This is a genomic window from Pseudomonas sp. NPDC096950, from assembly GCF_044762525.1.
Lineage (GTDB): Bacteria > Pseudomonadota > Gammaproteobacteria > Pseudomonadales > Pseudomonadaceae > Aquipseudomonas.
On the sequence record NZ_JBIWEL010000025.1, the window covers coordinates 66,829 to 93,681 of the forward strand.

The window sequence follows — 26,853 nt, forward strand, 5'->3', positions numbered from 1 at the left end:
TCAGTCCTTGGTGACCCGGTTGATTTCTTCAAGGCTGGTGATGCCTTGCATGGCCTTGATCAGCCCCGAAGTGCGCAGGTCATTGAAGCCGTCCTTGCGCATCTGGATCTCGATTTCCAGGGAGTTGCCTTCGGCCATGATCAGCCGTTGCAGGTCCGGCGTGTTCTTCACCACTTCATAAATCCCGATTCGCCCTTTGTAACCATGGTTGCAGTGATCGCAACCGACGGGCTCATAGATCGTGAATGAGCCGATGCGTTCCTCGGGGAAGCCTTCCTTGATCAGTGCTTCCCGGGGAATCTCGATCGGCGTCTTGCAGTGACTGCACAGTTTGCGCGCCAGGCGTTGGGCGATGATGAGGGTGACCGAGGTGGCGATGTTGAAACCCGGAATGCCCATGTTGTGCAGGCGGGTCAGGGTTTCCGCGGCGCTGTTGGTGTGCAGGGTCGACAGCACCAGGTGTCCGGTCTGGGCGGCCTTGATCGCGATTTCCGCGGTTTCCAGGTCGCGGATCTCGCCGACCATGATCACGTCCGGGTCCTGACGCAGAAACGAACGCAAGGCCTGGGAGAAATCCAGGCCCTGCTTGGGATTGACGTTGACTTGGTTGATGCCTTCCATGTTGATCTCCACCGGGTCTTCGGCGGTGGAGATGTTGATGTCCACGGTGTTGAGGATATTCAGCCCGGTATACAGCGACACGGTTTTACCCGAGCCGGTAGGCCCCGTGACCAGAATCATGCCTTGTGGCTGCTTGAGGGCGGCCATGAACAGGGCTTTCTGGTCGGGCTCGTAGCCGAGGGCGTCGATGCCCATCTGGGCGCTGGACGGGTCGAGGATCCGGATCACCACTTTTTCGCCCCACAGGGTCGGCAAGGTGTTGACCCGAAAGTCGATGGACTTGCTCTTGGACAAGCGCATCTTGATCCGCCCGTCCTGGGGCCGGCGTCGCTCGGAGATGTCGAGACTGGCCATGACCTTGAGCCGGGCGGAGATCCGGTTGGCCAGTTGAATCGGCGGCTTGGCGACTTCACGCAGAATGCCATCGGTGCGCATCCGTACGCGGTAGGTTTTTTCGTAGGGCTCGAAGTGCAAGTCCGAAGAGCCGCTCTTGATCGCGTCGAGCAGCATCTTGTGGACGAAGCGCACCACCGGCGCGTCATCGGCGTCCTGGCCGGCGATGGAATCGTGGGTTTTGTCATCAGGCGACTCGATGTCCAGGCCATCGAGGTCAACGTCGGCCATCTCTTCCAGGCCGGTGGCGTGGCTGTCGAAAAATTTCTCGATGGCGTCGCTGAGCTTGTCGTCCTCCACCAGGATCGCTTCGGTGCTCAGGCCGGTGCTGAACTGGATGTCGTTGATCGCCTGATGATTGGTCGGGTCGGAAATCCCCACGAACAGTTTATTGCCGCGTCGCCAGAGGGGCAGGGCGTGGTGCTGGCGTATCAGCTTCTCGCTGACCAGGCCTTTGGGCTGGGTTTCCTTGTCCAGGCAGTGGAGGTCCAGCAGGGCCATGCCGAAATGTTCCGAGGCAATCTCCGCCACTTGCCGGCTCTTTACCAGTTTGTTCTGGACCAGGTAGCTGACCAGGGGAATGCGATTGCGTTGGGCTTGCTGATACGCCTGTTGCGCGCTTTTGTCAGTGAGCAGTTCGGCCAGCACCAATTGCTTGGCCAGACCGCTAAGGGCGATGTCATTCATGGGGATACCGGACGCAGACAGTTCATGACTTATAGCCTAGTCAAGACGAGGAACCAAACCAGAGGGGTTGAGGTGACAAAAAGTGTCAGATAGTGCGGTTGCAGGGGGTAGGAAAGGGCGCTTTTGATACTCCGCGCCCAGCACGCAGGGCGGCGAAGGCCTGGCACGGAGTATGCTGAGGCTTAATCAGATCATGAGATTTCGACTCATGCATGGAGCTTGTCTATGAATACTCAGAAGGGTTTTACGCTTATCGAGCTGTTGATCGTGGTGGCGATCATCGGGATTCTGGCGACGTTTGCGTTGCCGGCTTACTCCAAATACCAAGCGAAGGCCAAGGTGACGGCGGGCCTGGCGGAAATTTCCGCGTTGAAGGTGCCATTTGAAGAAATGATGAATAACGGGACCAGCCCGACAACCGTGGCGTCAATTGGTGGGGCTGGCACAACGTCAAACTGCACGACGACAGCTTCCGGGACAGCCAGTGATGGCAGTGGCACCATCGTTTGTACGATCGCCAACGCGCCAGCGCCGGTCTTGGGCAAGACGATAACGTTGACGCGCTCGACGACTGGCTGGGTTTGCACCAGCACGGCTCAGCAGGATTTCTTGCCTAAGAGTTGCACTGGTTCTGCAACATAACGTTAACGTCATTTCTGCAAGCCAAAACCCCGCGTAATTTCGCGGGGTTTTTTTATGGGTTCAGCAAATTCTCTGTAAATAAGAAAACCCCGACAATTCATGGCCTTAGGCCAACGATAAAACCGGCATCTTGCATGTACATAATCCGATAGTCATGCATTTTGCATGAATCCGGATTTTTGAATAATTCATAACTTGTTGTTTTATAAGGATTTATTGTCAGTCTCAAAGTTGGCACAGCGTTCGCAATATACCCAGTAACCCTGCTGAGAAGACACGCAGCAGACTTTATAGAAAAACAGGAGTTACTCGTATGAAGAAGTTCGCTATCGCTACTGCTGCCGCGCTGACCCTGACCATGGCCGGTGCTGCTTTTGCACAAACCACCACCACCCAAGCCCCGATGACTCTGGCGGCTGGTGAAATGACCAAAGCTAAAGAAACCACTTCCGATACCTGGATCACTACCAAAGTCAAAAGCGACCTGGTAACCGAAAAAGGCATTCCAGGCACCGACATCAAAGTAGAAACCAACAAAGGTGTTGTATCGCTGTCGTCGACTGTAGCCGTTACCGAAGCTCAGAAAACCACCGCTGTTGCGATCACCAAAAAAATCAAAGGCGTCAAAGCGGTTTCCGCTGATGGCCTGAAAGCCGAGTAAGGCAAGACTTCTCCGCTTGAACCGGGAGAAGGCGTGGCAGACGGGCCAAGCAATACGTCTGCCGCCTCTGGAGAGTTCATGCGAAGGCCACAAGGATGTGGCCATTACAGGCCTCCGACATTCGTGTCGGGGGCCTGTTCTATTGTGGGCGGCGCAAAAACAAATGTGGGAGCGGCCTTGCTCGCGAAGAGGGAGTGTCAGTCGACATCACTGTGGACTGACACACCGCATTCGCGAGCAAGCCCGCTCCCACATGGGTAGGTGTTCAACTTGAAAGTTGTGGTGGTTCAGTTGCCGCGCTTGCTGGTGATTTCCTTCAGCCGATTACCTTCAAACCGCAGGTACTGGTACATCCCGTTGTTGGGCCCGTAGGTCCATTCCTCGACCTGGAACTCTTCGCGCCGGTTGGCGCTGCGCTTGTAGCCCAATTCATCCCGGGCCACGGGTTGTCCGCATTTCTGCAGTACTTCGCTGGAGCGGTCGCCCACGCTGATCAACTGACTGCCGCAGCGCAGGGTATCGGCTGCGCTGGCCTGACTGGCAGCCATCGCCAGGGTCAGGCCGATCAGCAATTGTCTGATCATCACTCGGCATCCAGATGCAGGGGGGTCACTACCCGACCATCACTTTGCGCTTCACCCAGGCTGGCGTCGACAAAGTACACGCGGTCATCGGCCATCTGCGTCTTGTCCACCAGGAAGTCCTTGATGCTGCTGGCCCGTTCCTGACCCAGTTGCCGCAACAGCACGTCGCTGGAACTCCAGAACTTGATCACGTCCGCGCGCATTTTGGCGGTGCGTTCTTCCTTGCCCAGATCTTTCCATTCAGCGGGCGGCTGAGTCTTGAGGCGGGTGCGGTAGATGCCTTCCAGCAGCGGACCTTTCTCGCCATCGGGTACTTGCAGCAGGGACGCCTGGGCCGGGACCTTGTCGCCACGGCGCTGGAGCATCTTGTAGTAGTTGTACTGGTATTCACGCTCCAGACGTTGCTCGGCGATCAACGGCCCGTCACTGCTTTGCGCGGCGGTGCCTTCGATTTCCAGGCGCAGGGCCGGACGCTCCTTGAGTGCACCGGAGAGTTTGACCAGCGATGCTTCGGCTTCCTTGCTCAGGTCACTCGAACCCGGTGCGAACGACACGGTGCCCAGGTCCTCCGAACCGCCGCCACTGATCAAACCACCAATCATTTTGAACGGCGCGGCGGCCGCTTTCACGATCAGGTTGCGCAGGGTCTGCCAGACAATCGGCATGATGCTGAACTGCGGATTGTTCAGGTCGCCGGTCACCGGCAACTCGATGGAAATCTTGCCGTCAACGTCCTTGAGCAGGGCGATTGCCAGTTTCAGCGGCAGGCTCGTGGCGTCCGGGCTGTCGACTTTCTCGCCCAGTTGCAGTTGCTCGACCACCACTTTGTTCTCGGCTTTGAGCTGGCCCTTGGTGATCAGGTAATGCAGGTCGAGATTGAGCCGGCCCTTGCGGATGCGGTAGCCGGCGAACTTGCCGGAGTAGGGCGTCAGTGTCGTCAGTTCCACCCGTTTGAAACTGGTGGCGATGTCGAGGCTGGCCATCGGGTCGAACGGGTTGACCGCACCCTTGATGGTGACCGGTGCATAACGGTCAACCTTGCCTTTGATGTCGACAGTGGCGGGTTTTGCCTGGCGGCTGTCGATGGTGCCGATCGCACCGTTGAGCTGTTGCACGGCGGTGGCGAAGTTCGGCGTCAGGCTGAAGTCGGCGAAGTTCGCCGAACCGTCATTGATCGCGATGCCGCCCACATGGATACCCAGCGGTTTGTCCTTGCCGGCTGCCGGTTTGGCGGCGGCAGTCTTGGCGCCGGAATCGGGTGGTTGCGGGACCAGCAGGTCATCGATGTTGGTGGTGCGGTCATCGTTGATCATGAAGCGCGCATAGGGCTGGAAAAGGTTGACCCTGTCGATCGACAGGCTGTCGCCGTGTTGATAATTCAGGCCTTCGAGCACCAGTTGCTGCCACTTGAGGAAGTCGCGGGTTTTCAAGGTGTCGAGGGTGTGCAACTGATCGACCTGGGCCCGGCCGGTCACGCTGAAGGCCAGCGGGTCGGTGCTTTTCAGGTCAACCGCCAGGTCACTGCCGAGCATGCCGCTGCGCAGTTCCAGGCGAATGAACGGAGTGATGTAGGACTGGGCGACACGAAGGTCGATGTCTTTGGTCTGCACTTTCAGCTTGGCACTGACCGGCGCCAGATTGACCTCGCCGTCCGCGGTGATCTTGCCTTGCTTGCCGATTCCCGTGTCGAGCTTGAGGGCGAAAGGCGAGCCATTGAGGCTGTCGAAATTCTGCAGATCCACATTCAGCGGACCCACTTCCAGCGCCACGGCCGGTTGCGCCTTGCGGTCGGCCAGGTGCACCTGGTAATTGCGCAGTTGCACGTCTTTGAGCAGCACCTGCCACGGTTTGCCTGGCGGGGTGGGTTCAGGTTTGGGTGAATCGGCGGCGGCTGGAGTGGTCGCCGGTTCGGCTTTGGCTTTGACGGCAGCTTTGGACGGTTGGCTGGCGAACAGTTTCTGCCAGTCCAGTTGCCCGTCCGCTTCAAGGGCGGCCCAGGTTTCGAGTTTGTTGCTGCGGATCTTGCCGACCACCACCTGCTGCTTGGCCAGATCGATAGAGGTTTCACTGACGTCCAGGCGTTCGAGTTTCACCAGTGGCCGACCGTCCGGTGCATTGATAGCGAACGGCGCGACGCTGACCGCAACATTGCTCAGCAGCAGTTCGGTTTCCTTGGCCAGGTTGAGTTTGTAGTCGGTGCTCAGGTTCAGCACGCCGTTTTCCAGGGCCAGCGGCAGCGCATCCCGCACATACGGCCACCAGACTTTCATCTGGCCGTCGGTGACTTTCAGCTTACCTTCGGAAGCGATCGGCACCAGGCTGAAATTACCGGTCCAGTCGATCTGCCCGCCCGCCGGGCCGGCCGCGACCAGCGTCATGTCGGCGTTGTCATCGGGCAGGGTGCTGAGGTTCTTCAGCTCGAAATCGAGTTTGTCGTAAAGGAATTCGATGGGCTCGCTGGGGCGCGAATCCTGGAAGTGCACATAGCCACCGGCCAGTTTGATTCGCTCCACCCGTAGCGGGAACGGCTTGGCGTTCGGGTCGGCCGGGGTCGGTTCGCTGGCGGGGATTTTGAACAGGCCGAGCAGGTTGAGCTTGCCGTCCTTGCCGAAAAGGATTTCAGTCTTGGGCTTGTCCAGTTCGATATCGGACAGGTGCAGCGCCTTGGTCCAGAGACTGTCGATCTGCAGGTTGGCGTAAAGCCGTTCGAAGCCGACCTGTTCCTTGCCCGGCTCACCGATGATCAGCCCCCACAGGGTGACCTCGATGCTGAAGGGGTTGAGTTCGATCCGCTGGATATGTGCGGGCGTCGTGGCGTAATTGGCCAACTGCTGGTTGGCGATCCGCAAGGCGATGCCCGGCAAAATCAGAAACCCCAGCAGGCTGTAGAGAGCCAGAGCAGTCAGCAAGGCGCCGATAGCGCGAATCAATCCTTTGGGCATGTGCGGCTTCATTTGTCTGATCGGAGTGCCTTGGAGTATGGCACGCGTTTTCGGTTCCGAAGTACTCGCCCTGTTCAGGATTGTTCAGAAAAAGGTGTAGGAAATTTCCCAGAGAGTCAGAGCTGCAGGATCAGGGTTTTCAACGGAGGCTGCTGATCCATCGACGGAAAATCCGCGCCCGGAGTCATCACCGACCACTCGCGCACCGGTCGCCCGGCCTTCTCCGCACAGCGCAACACCTGCTCGCGCCAGTCGTCCATGCTGACTTTTGCCAGGTTGTTGCAGCAGATCAGCACGCCATTGTCGGCGGTGGTCAGCAGCGCGGGTTTGAGCAGGCTCTGATAGTCGCGCAGCAGGTCAACGGTGCCGAACGCGCTCTTGGCCCAGGCCGGTGGATCGAGCAGCACCAGATCGTATTGACGCTGTTCCAGTCGCTGGTAGCTCGGCAGTTTCTGCCCGCGGCGCTGACTGATCGGCAGGCCGGCCAGTTGGCGGATCGCCGGGAAATAATCGGACTGAATGAATTCCATGGCCGGCAACTGCGGATTAAGCAGACCGTTTTCGCGGCCCACGGCCAGGTTGCCTTCGGCGAAGTCGAGGTTGCAGACTTCGCGCGCACCACCGGCCGCCGCACTCAGGCCGACGCCGCAGGTGTAGGCAAACAGGTTCAGCACGCTTTTGCCTTTGCTGTGATCCTTGACCCAGCCACGGGTGTTGCGCAGGTCGAGGAACAGCAATGGGTCTTGCCCGGCGTGACGGCCGCGAACCCGATAGTTGAGGCCCCATTCGTGGCCGATCAGGTCTTGCAGCGCGGCTTCGTCGGCTTGGTAGACGGTGTCTTCGCGGTCGATGCGCGAATTGCCCCGGGAGCGGTCGTTGTAGACCAGCAGGGTGTCGAGGCCCAGGTGTTGATTGATGCTGTCGTGCAGTTGCAGCAGTGCGTCGCGCTCCAACGACTGGTGAAAGCTTTGCACCAGCAATTGCGGGCCGTAACGGTCGATGGTCAGGCCGCCGGCGCCTTCCTGGCTGCCATGGAACAGGCGATAGCAATCGGTGCCCTGCTGATGCAGTACGGCAAGCAGGTCCTGGCGATGATCGAGGGCGGCGCGCAGCGCCTGATTCAAGGAAGACATGCTGGGCGCCTTGCAGGAGGAGGGAATTTGGCGCGGGAGTTTAACAGCTTGGCGTGAGACCGCGGTGCTCCCTTCGCGAGCAAGCCCGCTCCCACAGGGGAATGCATTTCAAATGTGGGAGCGGGCTTGCTCGCGAAGCTTTTAAGCGCGTCCTAGGTCAACAACCCCATCCGCCGTTTGGCCCGCTGCACCGAGCCATTCCTCATCGCCCAGCGCAGCATCGGCGCACTGCGCTTGACGCTGGCGTGGATCAACTGGCGTTGCAGCGGGGTTTGGCTGACGCCGAGCATGTCACTCGCCCAATCCGGCAGCAGGTCGATCCCTGCCTGCATCATCAAACCGCCAAACGGTTTGGCCAGACGACTGGGGGCGGGCGCATTCAGCAGCAATCGCAACACCTCGCGACTGCGTTCGTCGCACAGCAGTTGAGGGCGGATTTGCTCAAGGTATTCGGCCACTTCCTTACGGCTGTGCGGCACATCACGGGCGCCCAGACGCTCGGCGATCACCGCGATTTCCGCGTAGTAACGGTCCTGATCCGCCAGGGACAAATGCGGATTGCGATAACGCAGATGCGCCGCGAGGAAGTGGCTGACCTCGGCCACGTGCACCCAGGTCAGCAAGTCGGGATCGCTGGCGGCGTACGACCGACCATCCGGCGCAGTGCCGACCACTTGCAGGTGAATGGTGCGCACTTTCTCGATCAGCCAGTCGGCGTCCTTGCGCGAACCGAACGTCGTCCCGGAGATGAACTGACTGGTGCGGCGCAAGCGGCCGATCATGTCTTCGCGAAAATTCGAATGATCCCAGACCCCGGCCAAGGCCAGTGGATGCAAGGCTTGCAGCATCAACGCACTGATGCCGCCGATCAACATGCTGCTGAAATCACCATGCACTTGCCAACTCATGGACTCTGGACCGAACAGGCCGGGATCGCCCTTGGGGTTCTCCAGGTCGAGGTTGCCCAAGGACAGACCGGTCAGGCTCATGAGCTGGGTTTCGATGCGGGTACGGATGAATTCCATGGCGACTCAGTGGCGAAAAAAAGGCGGACCTGGAGTGCCCCTGTAGGAGCTGCCGAAGGCTGCGATCTTTTGATTTTTTGATCTTGAAAATGAAGATCAAAAGATCGCAGCCTTCGGCAGCTCCTACAGGGCGTTCCAAGTCCGGATGTTATTGATTCAGGCGTTTATCGACCAACTCCTGCACCACACTCGGATCAGCCAGGGTCGACGTGTCACCCAAGCTATCCAGTTCATTACAGGCAATCTTGCGCAGTATCCGCCGCATGATCTTGCCCGAACGGGTTTTCGGCAAGGCCGGCGCCCATTGAATCAGGTCCGGCTTGGCGAAGCTGCCGATTTCCTTGCTGACGTGGGCCAGCAGTTCTTTCTTCAGTTCATCATTGGGTTCGGATCCGTTCATGGGCGTGACAAAGGCGTAGATGCCCTGGCCCTTGACGTCGTGGGGGTAACCGACCACCGCGGCCTCGGCGATGCTGTCGTGCAGCACCAGGGCACTTTCCACTTCGGCGGTGCCGATGCGGTGCCCGGAAACGTTGATCACATCGTCGATACGCCCGGTGATCCAGTAGTCGCCGTCCTCGTCGCGCCGCGCGCCGTCGCCGGTGAAGTAGTAGCCGGGGTAGGGCTTGAAGTAGGTTTCGACCATGCGTTGCGGGTCGCCGTAGACACTGCGGATCTGCGCCGGCCAACTGGATTTGATCGCCAGCACACCGCTGCCGGCACCTTTGATTTCCTTGCCCACTTCATCGAGCAACACCGGTTGCACGCCGAACATCGGCTGCGTGGCGCAGCCCGGTTTGATGCGTTGGGCGCTGACCAATGGGCTGAGCATGATGCCGCCGGTTTCGGTCTGCCACCAGGTATCGACGATCGGGCAACGCTGTTCGCCCACGACGTTGAAGTACCAATCCCACGCTTCCGGGTTGATTGGCTCACCGACACTGCCGAGAAGTCTGAGGCTTTCGCGGGACGTTTCCTTCAACGGCTCCGGGCCTTCACGCATCAGCGAGCGCAGGGCGGTCGGTGCGGTGTAGAAGATGTTGACGTGGTGCTTGTCGATGACTTGCCAGAAGCGTGAACTGGTGGGGTAACTCGGCACGCCTTCGAAGATCAGCGTTGTCGCGCCGTTGGCCAGCGGGCCGTAGACGATGTAGCTGTGGCCGGTGACCCAGCCGACGTCAGCGGTGCACCAAAAGACTTCGTCGTCGCGGTAATCAAGCACGTATTTGAAGGTCATCGCCGCTTGCAGCAAATAGCCGCCGGTGGTGTGCAGCACGCCTTTGGGTTTGCCGGTGCTGCCGGAGGTGTAGAGGATGAACAGCGGGTCTTCGGCGTCCATCGGTTCCGGCGGGCACTCGTCGCTGACATCGCGCAGGGCTTGGTGATACCAGATGTCCCGGCCTTCGACCCAGTTCACTTCGCCCTGGGTGCGCTCGACCACGATCACCGTACTGACCTTCGGGCAACTCTCGAGCGCCTTGTCGACTTTCTCTTTGAGCGGCACGAATTTGCCACCGCGCACGCCTTCATCGGCGGTGATCACGGTGTGGCAGTCGGCGTCGAGAATTCGGTCGCGCACGGAGTCCGGTGAGAAACCGCCGAACACCACCGAATGCACCGCGCCAATCCGCGTACAGGCGAGCATGGCGTAGGCCGCTTCGGGAATCATCGGCATGTAAATGCACACGCGATCGCCTTTCTTCACACCACGGCTTTTCAGCACGTTGGCCAGGCGACAGACGTTGTGGTGGAGTTTTTTGTAGGTGATCTGGGCGGATTCGGCGGGGTCGTCGCCTTCCCAGATGATTGCAATCTGATCGCCACGTTTTTCCAGATGACGGTCGATGCAGTTGTAACTGACGTTCAGCTGGCCCCCGGCAAACCAGCTGGCTTCGCCGGTTTTCAGGTTATAGCGCTGGACGGTTTGCCACGGTGTGCTCCAGTCGAGGAAGCGCGTGGCCTGTTCGGCCCAGAAAGTGCTGGGGTGTTCGATGGATTGTCGGTAGAGACGCTGGTAGTCGTCCTGACTCAGGTTGGCTGCCCGGCGTACGGCATCGGCTTTGGGGAACGTGCTGATATCGAACATGACGGTTCCTTATTCTTGTTTTGGTAAACAAGTCATAAAGATGCGCCGAGTGCCCAGCGGGTTCAAGTCATGCCCTAAAACAACTGTGGGAGCGAGCCTGCTCGCGAATGCGGTAGGTCAGTCAACTTATCTGTTGAATGACACTCCGCCTTCGCGAGCAGGCTCGCTCCCACAGGGGGTGTTGCAGTGTGGCGTCAGATCAACCGCGGTGACGACCGCGGAAGTAGTTGATCAGGCCTTGGGTCGAAGCATCGTCAGCCGGGGTTTCTTCGCTGCCGACCAGACGGTTGTAGACGCCTTTGCCCAGCTCTTTACCCAGCTCCACGCCCCACTGGTCGAAGGCGTTGATGCCCCAGACCACGCTTTGCACGAAGACTTTGTGTTCGTACATTGCCACCAGTGCGCCCAGACGACGCGGGCTGATGCGCTCGACCACCAGGGTGTTGCTTGGACGGTTACCCGGGATCACCTTGTGCGGCGCGAGTTTGTGCACTTCTTCTTCGCTCAGGCCTTTGTCGCGCAGCTCGGTTTCAGCTTCGGCCAGAGTCTTGCCGAGCATCAACGCCTGGCTTTGCGACAGGCAGTTGGCGTACAGCCACTGGTGGTGGTCGGACACCGGGTTGAAGCTGACGATCGGCACGATGAAGTCGGCCGGAATCAGCTGGGTGCCCTGGTGCAGCAACTGGTGATAAGCGTGCTGACCGTTGCAGCCCACGCCGCCCCAGATCACCGGGCCGGTATCGGTGGACACTGGCGTGCCGTCCTGGCGCACGCTCTTGCCGTTGGATTCCATGTCCAGCTGTTGCAAGTGCTTGGTGATGTTGCGCAGGTAGTGGTCGTACGGCAGGATCGCGTGGCTTTGCGCGCCCCAGAAGTTGCCGTACCAGACACCGAGCAACGCCAGCAGCACCGGCATGTTCTGGTCGAACGGAGCACTCTGGAAATGCTGGTCCATGGTGTAGGCACCGGACAGCAGTTCCTTGAAGTTCGACATGCCGATGGCCAGGGCGATCGGCAAACCGATGGCGGACCACAGCGAGTAACGCCCGCCGACCCAGTCCCACATCGGGAAGATGTTCTCTTCGCGGATGCCGAAGGCCACAGCCGCGGCGTTGTTGCTCGAGACCGCGATGAAGTGACGATACAGCTCGGCTTCCGAACCACCCTGGGCCAGGTACCAGGCGCGAGCGGCCTGGGCATTCTTCAGGGTTTCAAGGGTGTTGAAGGATTTCGACGAGACGATGAACAGCGTGGTCTCGGCGCGCAGCTTCATGGTCAGTTCATGGAACTCACTGCCGTCGATGTTTGCCAGGTAATGGCAGCGCACGCCTTTCTGGGCGTAGGACAACAGTGCTTCGGACACCAGCTCAGGGCCGAGGAACGAGCCACCGATGCCGATGTTCACCACGTCGGTGATCGGCTTCTCGGTGTAACCGCGCCACAGACCATCGTGGATACGGCCCACGAGGTCGGTGATCTGGTTCAGCACTTTGTGCACTTCCGGCATCACGTTGACGCCGTTGACCGACAACTTGTCGCCCACCGGGCGGCGCAATGCGGTGTGCAGTGCCGGGCGGCCTTCGGAGGAGTTGACGATCTCGCCTTCGAACAACGACTTGATCGCGCCCTTGAGGTCGACTTCGTTGGCCAGGCCCACCAGCAGATTGCGGGTCTCGGCGTTGATCAGGTTCTTCGAATAATCGAGAAACAGACCGCAGCTGCTGAGGGTGAATTGGGTAAAGCGCTGCGGGTCGGCATTGAACGCTTCGCGCATGCTGAAATCCTGCATGGCTTGGCGGTGGTCTTTCAACGCTTGCCAGGCGGGCAGAGCGGTAACGTCGTGAGGAGTGCGGTAGTACGCCATCGCTGCGATTTTCCTTTTACTTGAACTGCCTTTAAGACACTGAAGATCCCGGAACGTCCCGACCGCTGGGTGGGAGATTGCGGGCAATCTGCTTGGAGACGATTAAATAGCGCAGGGCGGTAACAGTAAACCTCGCGTGCGGATCTGTCTTCGCTTTGTATGACTCGTTTTCTGTACTTTTTTAACATTCAAACGGGAAACGCCCCGACAAACGGAAGGGGCGCGCTGTCAGGCAACCTGAACCGGAATGGCATTGCTGGTGTGGCTCAGCTCATTGCCCGGCGCCATATAGAGCATGCGCGGCTTGAAGTTCAGCAGTTCGGCTTCGCTGTAGTGGGCGTAGGCGCAAATGATCACCCGATCACCGACCTTGGCCTTGTGCGCCGCAGCGCCGTTGACGGAAATGATGCCCGAACCGTCTTCGCCTCGAATGGCGTAGGTGGTGAAGCGCTCGCCATTGTCGATGTTGTAGATCTGGATCTGTTCGTATTCACGGATGCCGGACAAGTCCAGCCATTCGCCGTCGATGGCGCAAGAACCTTCGTAATCAAGAACTGCGTGGGTGACTTCGGCGCGGTGCAGCTTGGCCTTGAGCATGATGGCGTGCATGAGTGTTTCCCCAGGTCGGAATCGAACGGCGGGCAGTTTGCCCGAAGGCTTTGAGGGCGGCAATACGCTCTGGAAGCCACCACAAAACCCACTGTGGGAGCGGGCTTGCTCGCGAAAGCGGTGTATCAGTCGACATCTCTGTTGAATGACACACCGCTTTCGCGAGCAAGCCCGCTCCCACAGGGGGATTGCGGTGTTTAGGCGGACGCGTCGAGGTTCAGGTGCAGGTTGTCGATCAACCGCGTCGTCCCGAGGAACGCCGCCACCAGAACCACCAAATCCCGATCTTGCGCAGTGGCCTGACGCAACGTCACGGCATGGCGGATTTCCAGGTAATCAGGACGCAATCCAGCCGTTTCAAGCTGTTTAATCTGCGCCTCGATCAGCGCCGGATAATCGCGATCACCCTGTTTAATCGCATCGGCAATCGACGACAGCGTGCGATAGACCACAGGCGCGGTCGCTCGCTGTTCTTCGCTGAGGAAACCGTTGCGCGACGACAGCGCCAGGCCATCGGTGGCGCGGACGGTCGGTTCGCCGATGATCTGGATCGGCATGTTCAGGTCATGCACCAGCGCGCGAATTACCGCCAGTTGCTGGAAGTCTTTCTGGCCGAAGATCGCCAAATCCGGCTGGACCATGTTGAACAGCTTGCTGACCACCGTCGCCACGCCTTCGAAATGCCCCGGACGGCTGGCGCCGCACAGGCCTTCGGACAGTTGCGGAACGCTGACGCGGGTTTGGCCGGCCATGCCGTCGGGGTACATTTCTTCGACGGTCGGGGCGAACAGCAGGTGGCAGCCGCCCTGAAGCAGTTTTTCCTGATCCGCCGCCAACGTGCGCGGGTACTTGTCGAGGTCTTCGCCGGCGCCGAATTGCAGCGGGTTGACGAAGATGCTCGCGACCACGAAATCCGCCCGTTGGGAGGCTTTGGTAATCAGCGCGATATGACCGCTGTGCAGGTTGCCCATGGTCGGGACGAAGGCGATGCGTTTGCCTTCGCCGCGAGCACGGGCGACGGCAGCCCGCAGTTCGCGGACGGTTTTGACGGTGTTCATGCAGAGAATCCGTGTTCGATGCCTGGGAAAGTCGCCGCTTTGACTTCAGTGACGTAAGCGCCGAGTGCCGCTTGAATGCTGACTTGCCCGGCCATGAAGTTCTTCACGAACTTCGGCACGCGGCCTGTGATCGACAGGCCGAGCATGTCGTGCAGCACCAGTACCTGGCCGTCGGTGCCGCTGCCGGCGCCAATGCCGATCACCGGAATACCCACGGCTTGGGTGATTTCTTCAGCCAATTCACTCGGGACGCATTCGAGCAGCAACATGGCAGCACCGGCCTGTTCCAGGGCGATGGCGTCGGCACGCATCTGCCGCGCCTGGTTTTCGCTGCGGCCCTGGACTTTGTAACCGCCCAGGATGTTGACCGATTGCGGGGTCAGGCCCATGTGCGCGCACACCGGCACGCCGCGTTCGGCCAGCAGGCGGATCGAGTCCGCCAGCCACAAGGCGCCTTCCACTTTGACCATGTGCGCACCGGCCTGCATTAGCAGGGCGCTGTTGGTCATGGCTTGTTCGGTGGTGGCATAGGCCATGAACGGCAGGTCGGCGAGGATCAGGGCGTCGGCATTGCCGCGTTTGACGGCGGCCACGTGGTAGGCCATCTCAGCGGTGGTAACGGGCAGGGTGCTGTCGTGACCTTGCAAAACCATGCCGAGGGAGTCGCCCACCAGCAGCACTTCGACACCGGCCTCATTGCAGGCGTGGGCGAAGGTCGCGTCATAGCAGGTCAGCATGGTGATTTTTTCACCTTTCTGCTTGAGGCTCTGGAGCGTGGTCAGGGTGATGGCTGGCATGTAAAAAATCCTCGTTCAGGCGCTATGGAAACTACTGCGAGTAACGCGCGTGATTCTTCATTTACTCAGGCGCACGGTCTTTTGTCGTGCTTATAAGGCCTGGATTGCGCCCTTTAGCGCCGCGTTGGCGGCAGCGGGACGCCTATAGTCGTGAGGAGGACTCGGGAAGTCAATTGTGTGTGTTACCGCATTGTTACGTGTGTGGTGTTACCGGGGTAACTGATGCGATTCAGCAGATTTTTGTGACACTGCATAACCAATGTGGGAGCGGGCTTGCTCGCGAATGCGGTGTGTCATTCAACAGAGATGTCGACTGATACACCGCATTCGCGAGCAAGCCCGCTCCCACAGGGGATTAGTGTGAAGCTTGGGGAATGCGTTCGAGGCCGACGAACGGGCACGCTGCAAGCAATTCGCCAAGGGCCCGGCCATCCGCCAATCGCAGGTCCGCCGGCGCCAGTTCGGCCAGTGGATACAGGACGAAGGCGCGTTCCTGCATGTGGTAGTGCGGGACTTTGAGGCGAGGTTCGTCGATCAGGCGATCGCCGAACAGCACGATATCCAGGTCCAGCGTGCGCGGCCCCCAACGTTCAAGACGCTCGCGACCCTGGCCGTTTTCGATGGCTTGCAGCGCATCGAGCAGGTCCAGCGGCGCGAGGCGGCTGTCGAGGGCGGCGACGGCGTTGGTGTAGCGCGGTTGGCCGGGCAGCAACGAGTCGCTTTGGTAAAACGCCGATACCCCGACCAGTTCGGTTTGCGGCAACCGCGCCAGCGCCTCGACGGCGCTGCGCAACTGTTCGGCGGGGTCAGCCAGGTTGCTGCCCATGCCGATGTAGACGCGTTCCATGACTTACTCGCCCGTGGTGCTCGGTGCGCCGGCGGCGCGTTTGCGCTTGGCGCCACCGCTGCGACGGCGTTTGCGTGGAGCTCCGGTGCCGTCATCCTTGCCGCTGAGGTCGCGGATCATGTCGCGACGTTCGCTGTCGTTGGCGTCCTGATAATCCGTCCACCATTCGCCCAGGCCATCGGTCTGCTCGCCGGCGCTTTCGCGCAACAGCAGGAAGTCGTAACCGGCGCGGAACCGCGGGTTGTCCAGCAACAGGTCGGCGCGCTTGCCGCTACGGCGTGGCAGACGCTCCTGCATGTCCCAGATCTCGCGGATCGGCATGGTAAAGCGTTTCGGAATCGCAATGCGCTGGCACTGCTCGGCAATCAGCTCGTGCGCCGCTTCCTGCATCGCCGGAATCGGCGGCATGCCGCGCTCTTGCAGACGCAATACGCGGGCCGGCAGGGCAGGCCACAACAACGCTGCAAACAGGAACGCCGGGGTCACCGGTTTGTTCTGCTTGATCCGCAGGTCGGTGTTGATCAGCGCTTCACTGATCAGCGTGTGGGTGTAGGTCGGGTTGTATTCCAGCGCCTCGGCACTGGCCGGGAACAGCGGATCGAACAACTGCAGGTCGACCAGCATCTCGAAGGTGTCCGCGGCGTGGCCGGAGAGGAACAGCTTGAGCACTTCTTCGAACAGACGAGCCGACGGAATCTCGCGCAGCATCGGCGCCAGATCGCGGATCGGCGCGGCGCTGTGTTTTTCGATACCGAAATTCAGCTTGGCGGCGAAGCGCACGGCCCGCAGCATCCGTACCGGATCTTCCTGGTAGCGTTGCTTCGGGTCGCCGATCAGGCGGATGAGGTGATTGCGGATGTCGTGTACGCCGTTGGCGTAATCGAGGATGCGCTCGCTGACCGGATCGTAATACAAGGCGTTGATGGTGAAGTCGCGGCGTTGCGCGTCTTCTTCCAGGGTGCCGTAGACGTTATCGCGCAGGATGCGCCCGCTCTCGTTGCGGGAAGACTGGTTGCTGTCTTCCTCTTCATCGTTTTGCGGATGGTTGGCGCGGAAGGTCGCGACTTCAATGATTTCGCGACCAAAGTGGATGTGCACCAGTTTGAAACGACGGCCGATGATCCGCGCATTGCGGAATTCGGCCCGTACTTGTTCAGGGGTGGCGCTGGTGGCGACGTCGAAATCTTTCGGCGTGATGCCGAGCATCATGTCACGCACACAGCCGCCGACCAGGTAAGCCTGGTAACCGGCGTTCTGCAGGCGTTCAACGATATTCACCGCGTAGCGGCTGAATTGCGCCTTCTGCAGCGAATGTTGGCCGCTGTTGAGCACTTCAGGCGTGCTGCGGATGTGTTGCGTATGACGCTTGGACGAACGGAATGACTGGAACAGCTTCTTCAGCATGGGATGCACTGTTTGAAGGAATGTTCGGCCATAACGAAGAATGACCGCATGATGGGCCGGGATTCTAGCATTTAGTCGGGGGATGGTGTAGGACACAGCAGATATGAGCTGCAAGCCGCAAGCTACAAGGGAAAAGCCAGGAAAACGGGGCGGGATGATCAAATCGCAGAAACTACAAGGGGAGCCGAAGCTCCCCAAGAAGTAGTTGCATGCTCTATTTTTATTATTGGTTTCGGGCTTTTTGTTTTTGTTAAGTGCCCTCGCCATGAAGTTTTTCCTTCATGACCCTCCCAATCGGGAGCCAAGAGCAAACGGATTGCTTTGGTCGCTGTGTTGCAGTGATCTTGCGATCCAACCAGTTCAGGCTCTGTCTTAGGACAGTTTTTGTTGTTCTCGGCCTGGTCGTGGGGCAAGCCCCAAATACAACGCCTCTCCAAAAGAATCAGTTAGCTGCGCCTCTCGCCGTCTTGTTTTTATTGTGCGTGAGTCGATTCGTCTTATTTTTATTGTCTTGTGCATAGCTTGTTATTGTTTTTGTACTAAGCATATAGCAGGGTGCGTGCCAACTTTTGCGAGGCCCAGCAAAACAAGGGGTTAGGCCGCGTTATGAGGTTTTTCCGGGCCCAAAAAAACCGGGGCTTCGTTACCGTAAGCCCCGGCTTCTGTTACGTGAAAAGACTGGGGTAACAGTTTTTCCACCTTGTCACGCGTTACCCGCACACCCTACAGGTAACGTTCAGCTTTCGCTGGCGACCCCGGTTTTGCGCCGTGGAATGCCCAGGCGTTGGCGACGTTCCCACAGGCACTTGCGGCTGACCCCGAGTTTGCGGGCCAGTTCGGTTTCGGTCATGAGGTCCTGATGCTCGAGGACGAAGTGCTGGAAGTAGTCTTCCAGGGACAGGTCTTCGGTCGGCTCATGGCTGTTGTTACCGGCGGCGTTGCCCTGTTGTGGGGGCAGGCCGATGAAGTCGTCATCGTCCAGATCGCTCAGTTCGATGTCGATGCCCAGCAGCTCAGCGGAAATTTCCGGGCTCTCGCACAGGATCACCGCGCGTTCGACCGCATTTTCCAGCTCACGGACGTTGCCCGGCCAGGTGTAGTGACGAATCGCCTGCTCGGCATCCGGGGCAAACTTCAGGTCGGTGCGGTTGACCCGCGCACTCTGGCGCGCCAGGAACGCATTGGCGATTTCGTTGACGTCCGCACCGCGCTCGCGCAGGGCCGGCAGTTTCAAGGCAATCACGTGGAGACGGTAATAAAGGTCTTCACGGAACTGGCCGATCTTCGCCAGGCTCTTGAGGTCCCGGTGAGTCGCGGCGATCAGGCGTACGTCGACTTTCTGCGACTGCACCGAACCGACCCGGCGAATTTCACCTTCCTGCAACACGCGCAGCAGGCGGGCCTGGGCTTCGAGTGGCAGTTCGCCGATTTCGTCGAGGAACAAGGTGCCGCCGTCCGCTGCTTCCACCAGACCGGCACGCCCGGCGCTGGCGCCAGTGAACGCGCCTTTTTCGTGGCCGAACAGTTCGGACTCGATCAGGCTTTCCGGAATGGCCGCGCAGTTCACCGAAATCATCGGTGCCTTGGCGCGTTTGGAAAGGTTGTGCAGGGCGCGGGCCACCAGTTCTTTACCGGTGCCGGACTCGCCCTGGATCAGGACGTTGGAATCGGTAGGCGCGACTTTGCGGATCTTGCTGTACAGGTCCTGCATCGGCGGACAGGAACCGATGATGCCGATCTCGCCGTTGCTGTTATCGACGCCCGGTTTCGCTGCGCCATTGGCGGCTTTGCCAACCAGTGGCTCACCGGCGGCAGGGGCCGACTGGCGATCGCGCAGGATCCGCGCGACGGCCTGGAGCATTTCGTCGTGATCGAAAGGCTTGGCGATGTAATCCACCGCGCCCATCTTCATGGAATCGACGGCCGAACGCAGGCTGGCGTAGCTGGTCATGATCAGCACCGGAGTGCCCTGGCCAAGCTTGATCAGTTCAGTGCCCGGTGCGCCAGGCAGGCGCAGGTCACTGACGATCAGGTCAAACGTGGGAATGCTGAAACGCTCTTGTGCTTCCTGCACGGATCCGGCTTCGCTGACCTGGTACTGATTACGTTCCAGCAGGCGGCGCAAGGCGGAGCGGATAATTGTTTCGTCTTCGACGATCAAAATGTGCGGCATTGATTCGATACTCTCGACGGTCTCAGTTCACAGCGGACGTCGCTTCGACATGACGCGGTAAGGTCACCCGGATACGGGTGCCGCGTTGGCTTTGTACATCAGCCGGGCTGTCGATGGTGATTTGTCCATAATGCTCTTCAACGATGGAATAGACCAGTGCAAGGCCCAGACCGGTGCCTTCGCCAGGATCCTTGGTGGTGAAGAAAGGTTCGAACAATCTATCCATGATGTTCTTCGGAATTCCGCTGCCTTCGTCTTCCACGATCAGATCGACCGTGTGTTCGCCGGCTTCGCTTTTGACTCGCACCGCACTGTGGGGCGGCGAGGCGTCGCGGGCGTTGGAGAGCAGGTTGATCAGGACCTGGGCGAGCCGCTGGGGATCGCCTTCGACCCAGTGATCGGGGTCGCACAGGTTATAGAACTGTACTTCGAAATTGCGCCGGTTCAGGGCCAGCAAGCCGATGGCATCCTGGGCTACTTCGGCCAGACAGACGGGCTCGTCGCTGTGCTGGTGACTGCCGGCGTGGGCGAAGCTCATCAACGACTGCACGATGCGCGACACGCGTTTGGTCTGCTCCAGAATCTGCCCGCTGATTTCCGTCAGCTCGGCGTCTTCCTCGCGCTCTTCGCGCAGGTTCTGCGCCAGACAGGCGATGCCGGTGATCGGGTTGCCGATTTCGTGGGCCACGCCCGCCGCCAGTCGGCCAATACTCGCCAAGCGTTCGGAGTGCACCAGTTTGTCTTCGAGCATCTGGGTTTCGGTCAAGTCTTCCACCAGCAACACCAGGCCACTGTTGCCCGGTGCCAACGGTTCATCGATCGCGGCTTTGTGCAGGTTCAGCCAGCGGGTCTGGCCATCAAGCGCCAAGTGCTGTTTGTGCAAGTGTTCGTCCGGCAGGTTGATAAAGCCCTGGAGTAATTCTTTCCACGGATCGCCAATGGTGCTCAGGCGCGAACCGACCACGCGTTGGGCGGCGATCCCGGTCAGTTCTTCCATGGCTTTGTTCCACATCAGGATCTCTTGATCCTTGGCCAGGGAGCAAACGCCCATCGGCAGTTCCTGCAAGGTCTGGCGGTGGTAGCGACGCAAGGCATCGAGTTCAGCCGCGAGGCCGGTGAGGCGCGAGTGGTAATCCTCGAGACGGCTTTCTATGAAGTGAATGTCTTCCGTCACATAGTTTTCCCCGCCGGCCTTATAAGGCAGGAAGGTTTCGACCATGTCCTGGGCGACGCTCGGCCCCATCAGGCCGGAGAGGTTGGCTTCGATACGGTCACGCAAACGGCGCAGGGCGTAAGGCCGACGCTCGTCGAATGGCAGATAAAGATCGCGCAGGGCCTGCTCGACTTCTTTCTGCGCAGCCTTGGCGCCGAGGGGTTTGGCCAGTTGCGTGGCGAATTCCTGGGGCGAGGCGGCGTGCAGTTCCCGGCGTTGCGGGCGCCGCACGTTGTCCACGGCGCAGGCTTCGGCGGCACTGGCCTCTTCCGGGCTGGCGTTGGTGAACAGCGAAATCAGCGTGAACATCAGCACGTTGGCGGCCAGCGAGGCAATTGCCGCCATGTGCCAACTGGTGTCATCGAGCACGTAAATCATGTTCAACAGCGGAATGTAGAAACCCTGCAGATTGCCCACCAGTGGCATCAGCATGGTCACCATCCACACCAGAATCCCCGCCAGCAGACCGGCAATGAAGCCGCGACGGTTGGCGGTCGGCCAATAAAGGACCGACAGAACCCCCGGCAAGAACTGCAACGTGGCGACGAACGCGACGATGCCGAGGTTGGCCAGGTCTTGCTCCGCGCCCAACAGCAGGTAGAAACCGTAACCGGCCATGATGATCGCGACGATCAGCGCCCGGCGGGTCCACTTCAGCCAGCGGTAGATGTTGCCTTCGGCGGGCGGCTGATACAGCGGCAGCACCAAATGGTTGAGCGCCATCCCGGACAACGCCAGGGTGGTGACGATGATCAAACCGCTGGCCGCCGACAAACCACCGACGTAAGCCAATAGCGCCAAAGCCTTGCTGTTGGCGGCGATGCCGATGCCGAGGGTGAAATATTCCGGATTCGTGGTCGCGCCGAGTTTCAGCCCGGCCCAGAGAATCAGCGGCACCGCCAGGCTCATCAGCAGCAGGAACAGCGGCAAGCCCCAACTCGCGCTGACCAGTGAACGCGGGTTGAGGTTTTCTGTAAACGTCATGTGATACATGTGCGGCATCACAATCGCCGACGCGAAGAACACCAGCAACAGCGTACGCCACGGGCCTTCCTGCAACGGCGTGTGCAACGCGGCGAGGGCGGTCTGGTTTTGCAGCAGCCACAATTCGAGCTGTTGCGGACCATCGAACACGCCGTACAACGCATACAGGCCAACGCCGCCGATGGCGATCAGCTTGATCACCGACTCAAAGGCAATCGCGAAGACAAGGCCTTCGTGTTTTTCCCGGGTCGCAATATGCCGCGAGCCGAAGAAAATCGTGAACAGGGTAATCAGCGCGCAGAAGCTCAGGGCCACGCGGTGCTGCACCGGTTCGCGTGTCAGGATGCCGATGGAGTCGGCCACGGCCTGTATCTGCAACGCCAGCAGCGGCAGGACGCCGATCAGCATGAAGATCGTGGTCAGCGCGCCGGCCCAGGTACTGCGGAAGCGGAAGGCGAACAAGTCCGCCAGCGACGACAGTTGATAGGTGCGGGTGATTTTCAGGATCGGGTACAGCAACACCGGCGCTAGCAGGAATGCACCGGACACGCCCAGATAGCTGGAAAGAAAGCCGTAGCCGTACTGATAGGCCAGGCCGACCGTGCCATAAAACGCCCACGCACTGGCGTAGACCCCCAGCGACAAGGTGTAAGTCAGCGGGTGGCGAATGATCGCCCGGGGGATCATGCCCCGTTCGCTGATCCAGGCGACGCCGAACAGCACCGCCAGGTACGCGGCGCTGATCAGGATCATCTGGGTCAGGCTAAAGCTCATCGGCATCTTTTTGGCTCTGCAGGATGAAGGTCACGACGATCAGAATCAGCCAGAGCAGATAAGGGCGATACCAGGCGCCAGTGGCGTCGATCCACCAATCCATGATGGCCGGGGAGAACAGGTAAATACCCACTACCAAAAGCAGGACCAAGCGATAGATGTACATCCCGGCCTCTCTTTTTTATGCGCGTGCCCGAAAACGTGCGGCGATGGTAACGGATGGCGGCGCGACTGCAAGTGCCATCACTGCAGCTGCGCTTCGGGCAGCGCCAGTGTGCGCGGGATCTGTGCGGCATCCCAGTGGGCAATGCCCCAATTCAGCACTTCCCGTGGCGTGGCGTAAGTCAATTCGCTGCCGGGGTTCTGCCCCAGCGCCCGTAGTGCTCGCAGCAACAGCGGCGTAGCCTGGTCAGCGGCCAGCGGTGGCGAACGGTAGGATTTGCCGAGTTTGTTACCGTCCGGCTGGGTGATCAGCGGCACATGCAGGTAACGCGGTTGTGACAGGCCGAGCAGTTCTTGCAGGTAGAGCTGGCGTGGCGTGGAGTCGAGCAAGTCGGCACCGCGCACGATATCGGTGATGCCTTGCCAGGCGTCATCCAGCACCACGGCCAGTTGATACGCGTAGAGCCCGTCCCGCCGGCGAATCACAAAATCCCCGACCTCAAGACCCAGATGCTGGCGAAACTCGCCTTGTACTCGGTCAATGAAGTGATATTCCAGTTCCGGCACACGCAGGCGGATTGCCGAGTCATCAGTGCCATGCCCGGCATTGCGGCACAGGCCCGGATAAATGCCGTGATACGGCTCCAGTTGTTTACGCGAACAGGTGCACGCGTAGGCCAGGCCATGATTGAACAGGCGATTGAGCACTTCGGCGTAGGCGTCGTGACGATCGCTCTGACGGACCAGTTCACCATCCCACTCGAACCCGTAGCTTTCCAGCGCCTTGAGAATCGCGGCCTGGGCGCCGGGCTCTTCCCGTGGCGGGTCGAGGTCTTCCATGCGCATCAGCCAACGACCACCCACCGAGCGCGCGTCGAGGTACGAAGCCAGGGCGGCGACCAGCGAACCGAAGTGCAAGTGACCGCTGGGCGTGGGGGCGAAGCGGCCGATGTAGGGAGCAGTGGCAGTCATGGAGTGATGTTACGTCGTCGGGTCGTACGCCGGCCACCCTGTGGGAGCGGGCTTGCTCGCGAAAGCGGTGGGTCAGTCAACATTTAAGCTGTATGACCCACCGCATTCGCGAGCAAGCCCGCTCCCACAGGGGGCCAGCGCCGGGGCAAATTGCGGAAACAAAAACGGAGCGTTCGCACGCTCCGTTTTTCGTTCAAGTCGAGATTACTTGCCGACTTGCTTTTCCTTGATTTCCGCCAGGGTCTTGCAGTCAACGCACATGTCGGCGGTAGGGCGGGCTTCCAGTCGCTTGACGCCGATCTCGACGCCGCAGGACTCGCACCAGCCATATTCTTCGTCTTCGATCAATTGCAGCGTCTTGTCGATCTTCTTGATCAACTTGCGCTCACGGTCGCGGGCGCGCAATTCAAGGCTGAATTCTTCTTCCTGGCTGGCACGATCTGCCGGGTCAGGGAAGTTGGCCGCTTCGTCTTTCATGTGATCAACCGTGCGGTCGACTTCCTGCATCAAGTCCTGTTTCCACTTATTCAGGATCTTGGTGAAGTGAGCGCGCATGGGCTTGCCCATGTACTCCTCGCCCTTAACTTCTTTGTAGGGTTCGAAGCCGCTGATCGACTGGTTTTGCTGCTTTGCTTGGGTGGGCATGAAATGGACCGCCTCTACTCTTGTAATCCATTGCGCAGGATTGCTCCATCACCGACACCTGCCGGCCCTGCGGCTGCAAGCGGGCGAACTTACCAGATCAAAACGGACCGCGCTACTCCCGGATGTCGCGGTAGTGGCTCACGGTGCTTGCAAATGATTGCAAAGCCTTGTCTGGTGGTGCTGGAGACCTGATCAAATATTGATTTTAGTCAAACCTGAGACACTCGCTTGAGTCGTTTGCAGCCCCGGTTATACGGCTCTGACCGCTTTAGGTTCTCCCTCGTTCCAGCGGATAGGTAGAATCGATTCTTTTCCCCGTTGAAGGAAGGCTAATGGCTCAGCCCTACAGTGCGCGCAGTCGTGCGATCGAACCGTTCCATGTCATGGCGCTGCTGGCGCGGGCCAATGAACTGCAAGCCGCCGGCCACGATGTGATCCACCTGGAAATCGGCGAGCCGGACTTCACCACTGCCGAACCGATCATCCAGGCCGGCCAGGCCGCGCTGACCGCGGGCAAGACCCGTTACACCGCCGCCCGTGGCATTCCCGAACTGCGCGAGGCGATTTCGGGCTTTTATCAGCAGCGCTACGGGCTGAATATCGATCCACAGCGCATTCTGGTGACGCCGGGCGGTTCCGGTGCGTTGCTGCTGGCCAGCGCCTTGCTGGTCGATCCGGGCAAACACTGGCTGTTGGCGGATCCGGGCTACCCGTGCAACCGGCATTTCCTGCGGCTGGTAGAAGGCGCGGCGCAACTGGTGCCGGTTGGGCCGGACGTGCGTTATCAACTGACCCCGGACCTGGTGGCGCGGCATTGGGATCACGACAGCGTCGGCGCCCTGGTGGCTTCGCCGGCCAACCCGACCGGCACCATCCTGACCCGCGATGAGCTGGCTGGATTATCGGCGGCGATCAAGCAGCGCCACGGCCATCTCGTGGTGGACGAGATCTACCACGGCCTGACCTACGGCACCGACGCGGCCAGTGTGCTGGAAGTCGATGACAGCGCTTTCGTCCTGAATAGTTTTTCAAAGTATTTCGGCATGACCGGATGGCGCCTCGGTTGGCTAGTGGCGCCCGAAGCAGCGGTCGGTGAGCTGGAAAAACTCGCGCAGAATCTCTACATCAGTGCCCCGAGCATGGCCCAGCACGCCGCGTTGGCGTGTTTCGAACCAGCTACCATCAGCATTCTGGAAGAGCGTCGCGCCGAATTTGGTCGTCGTCGCGATTTCCTGCTGCCGGCCTTGCGTGAACTTGGATTCGGCATCGCCGTCGAGCCGGAAGGCGCGTTCTATTTGTACGCTGATATCAGTCAGTTCGGCGGCGATGCCTTCGCGTTCTGCCGACACTTCCTCGAAACCGAGCACGTGGCAATCACCCCGGGCCTGGACTTCGGGCGTTATCAGGCCGGGCATCATGTGCGGTTTGCCTACACCCAAAGCCTGCCGCGCTTGCAGGAAGCGGTGGAACGAATCGCCCGCGGCTTGAAGAGCTGGCAAGGCTGATGCGCTTTCATCCTCCCCTCGAAGAAGGTCGTTTGATTCGTCGCTATAAGCGTTTTCTCGCCGATATCGAAACCGTTAGCGGCGAGTTGCTGACCATTCACTGCCCGAACACCGGCTCGATGCTCAATTGTCAGGTCGAGGGCGGACAAGTCTGGTTCAGCCGCTCCAACGATCCCAAGCGCAAGTTGCCCGGCACCTGGGAAATCGGCGAAACCCCGCAAGGGCGCTTGTTTTGCGTGAACACCGGACGGGCCAATGGCTTGATCGAAGAAGCGCTGCGGGCCGGTGTGATCACCGAACTCAACGGTTTTACCGAACTGAAGCGGGAAGTGGCCTACGGTCAGGAAAGCAGCCGCATCGATTTCCGCCTCGATTACCCGAGCGGGCCGGCGTACGTGGAAGTCAAAAGCGTCACGTTGGGTTTCGACGGCACGCCCGTGGCGGCATTTCCCGATGCGGTGACCCAGCGCGGGGCCAAGCATTTGCGTGAATTGGCGCATTTGGCCCGGGACGGAATCCGTGCGGTGCAGTTGTATTGCGTCAATCTGACAGGCATCGAAGCCGTGCGTCCCGCAGAAGAAATCGATTCGGCCTACGCGGCGGCGTTGCGTGAGGCGGTGGCGTGCGGGGTCGAGGTGTTGGCCTATGGCGTGCGCCTGAGTCACGAAGAGATGCTGGTGGACCGACGCCTGGACGTGTTGCTCAACGGTTAAAGGTTGACCCAGATTCCCTGCTCATCTTCGCGGCTGGGAATTGCAGTCAGGGATTGCCCGGCGCAGGGGCCGGCGACGCATTCGCCGTCCTCGATCAGAAACAGTGCGCCGTGGGTGGCGCACTGGATCAGGCTGTTGCTGGGGTCGAGAAACTGGTCGGGCTTCCATTCCAGGCCGACGCCACGGTGCGGGCAGCGGTTGATATAGACATAAACCTGACCGCCCCGGCGCACGGCGAAGAGCTTCTGGCCGTCGATGTCGAAACCGCGGCTGCTGGCGTCGGCCAGTTCTGGGCCTGGGCATAGAAACTTCATGTCTATCCTCTAGTGGCGCTGCGCGTGACGAGATATGTCCGGGCT

At 59.9% G+C, this 26,853-nt stretch carries 22 protein-coding genes; 4 read left to right on the forward strand and 18 right to left on the reverse strand.

All coding sequences use genetic code 11. The annotated features are described in order from the left end of the window. Positions 1-1,701 carry a type IV-A pilus assembly ATPase PilB gene (pilB, locus tag ACIQY3_RS28250; protein WP_403026356.1) on the reverse strand — a complete coding sequence of 567 codons (1,701 nt, stop codon included), beginning with the start codon at positions 1,699-1,701 and terminating at the stop codon, positions 1-3. A gap of 225 nt (positions 1,702-1,926) precedes the next feature. Between pilB and ACIQY3_RS28255 the strand changes: the two genes are divergently transcribed. Together ACIQY3_RS28255 and ACIQY3_RS28260 are read left to right on the forward strand one after the other, a co-directional pair. After that, positions 1,927-2,343, forward strand: coding sequence for a pilin (locus tag ACIQY3_RS28255; RefSeq protein ID WP_403026359.1), 417 nt, complete (start codon positions 1,927-1,929; stop codon positions 2,341-2,343). Between the two features lie 313 nt (positions 2,344-2,656). Then, positions 2,657-3,004: a BON domain-containing protein gene (locus tag ACIQY3_RS28260; RefSeq protein WP_213940691.1), complete on the forward strand. Its 348-nt coding sequence runs from the start codon at positions 2,657-2,659 to the stop codon at positions 3,002-3,004. A 287-nt stretch (positions 3,005-3,291) separates the two neighbouring features. On the opposite strand, the gene ACIQY3_RS28265 is transcribed toward ACIQY3_RS28260, so the two are convergent. The 16 genes from ACIQY3_RS28265 to dksA all read right to left on the reverse strand — a co-directional run bounded on the left by ACIQY3_RS28265 (position 3,292) and on the right by dksA (position 24,276). Then, complete coding sequence (locus ACIQY3_RS28265; protein ID WP_403026362.1) at positions 3,292-3,588, reverse strand: DUF2845 domain-containing protein; 297 nt, start codon at positions 3,586-3,588, stop codon at positions 3,292-3,294. Further along, positions 3,588-6,530 (reverse strand): DUF748 domain-containing protein, encoded by a 2,943-nt coding sequence (locus ACIQY3_RS28270; protein WP_403026365.1) that lies wholly within the window; start codon positions 6,528-6,530, stop codon positions 3,588-3,590. The genes ACIQY3_RS28265 and ACIQY3_RS28270 overlap by 1 nt, the downstream gene beginning before the upstream one ends. Before the next feature lie 116 nt (positions 6,531-6,646). After that, complete coding sequence (locus tag ACIQY3_RS28275; protein ID WP_403026368.1) at positions 6,647-7,663, reverse strand: class I SAM-dependent rRNA methyltransferase; 1,017 nt, start codon at positions 7,661-7,663, stop codon at positions 6,647-6,649. Between the two features lie 152 nt (positions 7,664-7,815). Continuing rightward, the gene (locus ACIQY3_RS28280) at positions 7,816-8,688 is read right to left on the reverse strand and encodes an oxygenase MpaB family protein (protein WP_403026370.1); all 873 of its coding nucleotides are present in this window, start codon (positions 8,686-8,688) and stop codon (positions 7,816-7,818) included. A 148-nt stretch (positions 8,689-8,836) separates the two neighbouring features. Further along, a complete protein-coding gene (gene acs, locus ACIQY3_RS28285) occupies positions 8,837-10,774 on the reverse strand; it encodes an acetate--CoA ligase (RefSeq protein WP_403026373.1) in 1,938 nt (645 codons plus the stop codon). Between the two features lie 199 nt (positions 10,775-10,973). Next, positions 10,974-12,638, reverse strand: a complete 1,665-nt coding sequence (gene pgi / locus ACIQY3_RS28290; protein ID WP_403026376.1) for a glucose-6-phosphate isomerase — start codon at positions 12,636-12,638, stop codon at positions 10,974-10,976. Positions 12,639-12,866: 228 nt separating this feature from the next. Further along, positions 12,867-13,247: an aspartate 1-decarboxylase gene (gene panD, locus ACIQY3_RS28295; protein ID WP_123596690.1), complete on the reverse strand. Its 381-nt coding sequence runs from the start codon at positions 13,245-13,247 to the stop codon at positions 12,867-12,869. 197 nt (positions 13,248-13,444) lie between these two features. Next, positions 13,445-14,305, reverse strand: coding sequence for a pantoate--beta-alanine ligase (panC, locus tag ACIQY3_RS28300; RefSeq protein WP_403026381.1), 861 nt, complete (start codon positions 14,303-14,305; stop codon positions 13,445-13,447). Further along, positions 14,302-15,102, reverse strand: a complete 801-nt coding sequence (panB, locus tag ACIQY3_RS28305; protein ID WP_403026384.1) for a 3-methyl-2-oxobutanoate hydroxymethyltransferase — start codon at positions 15,100-15,102, stop codon at positions 14,302-14,304. The genes panC and panB overlap by 4 nt, the downstream gene beginning before the upstream one ends. Positions 15,103-15,457: 355 nt before the next feature. Then, a complete protein-coding gene (gene folK / locus ACIQY3_RS28310) occupies positions 15,458-15,949 on the reverse strand; it encodes a 2-amino-4-hydroxy-6-hydroxymethyldihydropteridine diphosphokinase (protein WP_403026387.1) in 492 nt (163 codons plus the stop codon). Positions 15,950-15,952: 3 nt separating this feature from the next. Next, a complete protein-coding gene (locus ACIQY3_RS28315) occupies positions 15,953-17,353 on the reverse strand; it encodes a polynucleotide adenylyltransferase PcnB (protein ID WP_403026390.1) in 1,401 nt (466 codons plus the stop codon). Between the two features lie 736 nt (positions 17,354-18,089). Further along, a complete protein-coding gene (locus tag ACIQY3_RS28320) occupies positions 18,090-19,526 on the reverse strand; it encodes a sigma-54-dependent transcriptional regulator (RefSeq protein WP_403026393.1) in 1,437 nt (478 codons plus the stop codon). Positions 19,527-19,548: 22 nt separating this feature from the next. Then, positions 19,549-22,503 carry a sensor histidine kinase gene (locus tag ACIQY3_RS28325; protein WP_161807681.1) on the reverse strand — a complete coding sequence of 985 codons (2,955 nt, stop codon included), beginning with the start codon at positions 22,501-22,503 and terminating at the stop codon, positions 19,549-19,551. Next, complete coding sequence (locus ACIQY3_RS28330) at positions 22,487-22,663, reverse strand: hypothetical protein (protein WP_003176118.1); 177 nt, start codon at positions 22,661-22,663, stop codon at positions 22,487-22,489. The genes ACIQY3_RS28325 and ACIQY3_RS28330 overlap by 17 nt, the downstream gene beginning before the upstream one ends. Positions 22,664-22,740: 77 nt before the next feature. Further along, positions 22,741-23,631 carry a tRNA glutamyl-Q(34) synthetase GluQRS gene (gene gluQRS / locus ACIQY3_RS28335; RefSeq protein ID WP_403026395.1) on the reverse strand — a complete coding sequence of 297 codons (891 nt, stop codon included), beginning with the start codon at positions 23,629-23,631 and terminating at the stop codon, positions 22,741-22,743. Positions 23,632-23,835: 204 nt separating this feature from the next. Next, positions 23,836-24,276, reverse strand: coding sequence for an RNA polymerase-binding protein DksA (gene dksA / locus ACIQY3_RS28340; RefSeq protein ID WP_007902025.1), 441 nt, complete (start codon positions 24,274-24,276; stop codon positions 23,836-23,838). A gap of 332 nt (positions 24,277-24,608) precedes the next feature. Between dksA and ACIQY3_RS28345 the strand changes: the two genes are divergently transcribed. Further along, on the forward strand, positions 24,609-25,781 hold the full coding sequence (locus ACIQY3_RS28345) for a pyridoxal phosphate-dependent aminotransferase (RefSeq protein ID WP_403026398.1): 1,173 nt from the start codon (positions 24,609-24,611) through the stop codon (positions 25,779-25,781). Then, positions 25,781-26,494, forward strand: coding sequence for a DNA/RNA nuclease SfsA (gene sfsA, locus ACIQY3_RS28350; protein WP_403026400.1), 714 nt, complete (start codon positions 25,781-25,783; stop codon positions 26,492-26,494). The genes ACIQY3_RS28345 and sfsA overlap by 1 nt, the downstream gene beginning before the upstream one ends. On the opposite strand, the gene ACIQY3_RS28355 is transcribed toward sfsA, so the two are convergent. Continuing rightward, a complete protein-coding gene (locus ACIQY3_RS28355; RefSeq protein ID WP_403026403.1) occupies positions 26,491-26,808 on the reverse strand; it encodes a Rieske (2Fe-2S) protein in 318 nt (105 codons plus the stop codon). The two genes, sfsA and ACIQY3_RS28355, sit on opposite strands and share 4 nt — an antisense overlap. Positions 26,809-26,853 lie beyond the last annotated feature (45 nt).

Bases quoted from the DNA above. Each gene is read 5' to 3' on its own strand.
- panB (WP_403026384.1), bottom strand. From the start codon at position 15,102: ATGCCAGCCATCACCCTGACCACGCTCCAGAGCCTCAAGCAGAAAGGT.
- ACIQY3_RS28330 (WP_003176118.1), bottom strand. From the start codon at position 22,663: ATGTACATCTATCGCTTGGTCCTGCTTTTGGTAGTGGGTATTTACCTG.
- pilB (WP_403026356.1), bottom strand. From the start codon at position 1,701: ATGAATGACATCGCCCTTAGCGGTCTGGCCAAGCAATTGGTGCTGGCC.
- folK (WP_403026387.1), bottom strand. From the start codon at position 15,949: ATGGAACGCGTCTACATCGGCATGGGCAGCAACCTGGCTGACCCCGCC.
- ACIQY3_RS28345 (WP_403026398.1), top strand. From the start codon at position 24,609: ATGGCTCAGCCCTACAGTGCGCGCAGTCGTGCGATCGAACCGTTCCAT.
- ACIQY3_RS28260 (WP_213940691.1), top strand. From the start codon at position 2,657: ATGAAGAAGTTCGCTATCGCTACTGCTGCCGCGCTGACCCTGACCATG.
- pgi (WP_403026376.1), bottom strand. From the start codon at position 12,638: ATGGCGTACTACCGCACTCCTCACGACGTTACCGCTCTGCCCGCCTGG.
- ACIQY3_RS28320 (WP_403026393.1), bottom strand. From the start codon at position 19,526: ATGCCGCACATTTTGATCGTCGAAGACGAAACAATTATCCGCTCCGCC.
- panD (WP_123596690.1), bottom strand. From the start codon at position 13,247: ATGCACGCCATCATGCTCAAGGCCAAGCTGCACCGCGCCGAAGTCACC.
- ACIQY3_RS28265 (WP_403026362.1), bottom strand. From the start codon at position 3,588: ATGATCAGACAATTGCTGATCGGCCTGACCCTGGCGATGGCTGCCAGT.
- ACIQY3_RS28270 (WP_403026365.1), bottom strand. From the start codon at position 6,530: ATGCCCAAAGGATTGATTCGCGCTATCGGCGCCTTGCTGACTGCTCTG.
- acs (WP_403026373.1), bottom strand. From the start codon at position 10,774: ATGTTCGATATCAGCACGTTCCCCAAAGCCGATGCCGTACGCCGGGCA.
- gluQRS (WP_403026395.1), bottom strand. From the start codon at position 23,631: ATGACTGCCACTGCTCCCTACATCGGCCGCTTCGCCCCCACGCCCAGC.
- ACIQY3_RS28325 (WP_161807681.1), bottom strand. From the start codon at position 22,503: ATGCCGATGAGCTTTAGCCTGACCCAGATGATCCTGATCAGCGCCGCG.
- ACIQY3_RS28315 (WP_403026390.1), bottom strand. From the start codon at position 17,353: ATGCTGAAGAAGCTGTTCCAGTCATTCCGTTCGTCCAAGCGTCATACG.
- ACIQY3_RS28255 (WP_403026359.1), top strand. From the start codon at position 1,927: ATGAATACTCAGAAGGGTTTTACGCTTATCGAGCTGTTGATCGTGGTG.
- dksA (WP_007902025.1), bottom strand. From the start codon at position 24,276: ATGCCCACCCAAGCAAAGCAGCAAAACCAGTCGATCAGCGGCTTCGAA.
- sfsA (WP_403026400.1), top strand. From the start codon at position 25,781: ATGCGCTTTCATCCTCCCCTCGAAGAAGGTCGTTTGATTCGTCGCTAT.
- panC (WP_403026381.1), bottom strand. From the start codon at position 14,305: ATGAACACCGTCAAAACCGTCCGCGAACTGCGGGCTGCCGTCGCCCGT.
- ACIQY3_RS28275 (WP_403026368.1), bottom strand. From the start codon at position 7,663: ATGTCTTCCTTGAATCAGGCGCTGCGCGCCGCCCTCGATCATCGCCAG.
- ACIQY3_RS28280 (WP_403026370.1), bottom strand. From the start codon at position 8,688: ATGGAATTCATCCGTACCCGCATCGAAACCCAGCTCATGAGCCTGACC.
- ACIQY3_RS28355 (WP_403026403.1), bottom strand. From the start codon at position 26,808: ATGAAGTTTCTATGCCCAGGCCCAGAACTGGCCGACGCCAGCAGCCGC.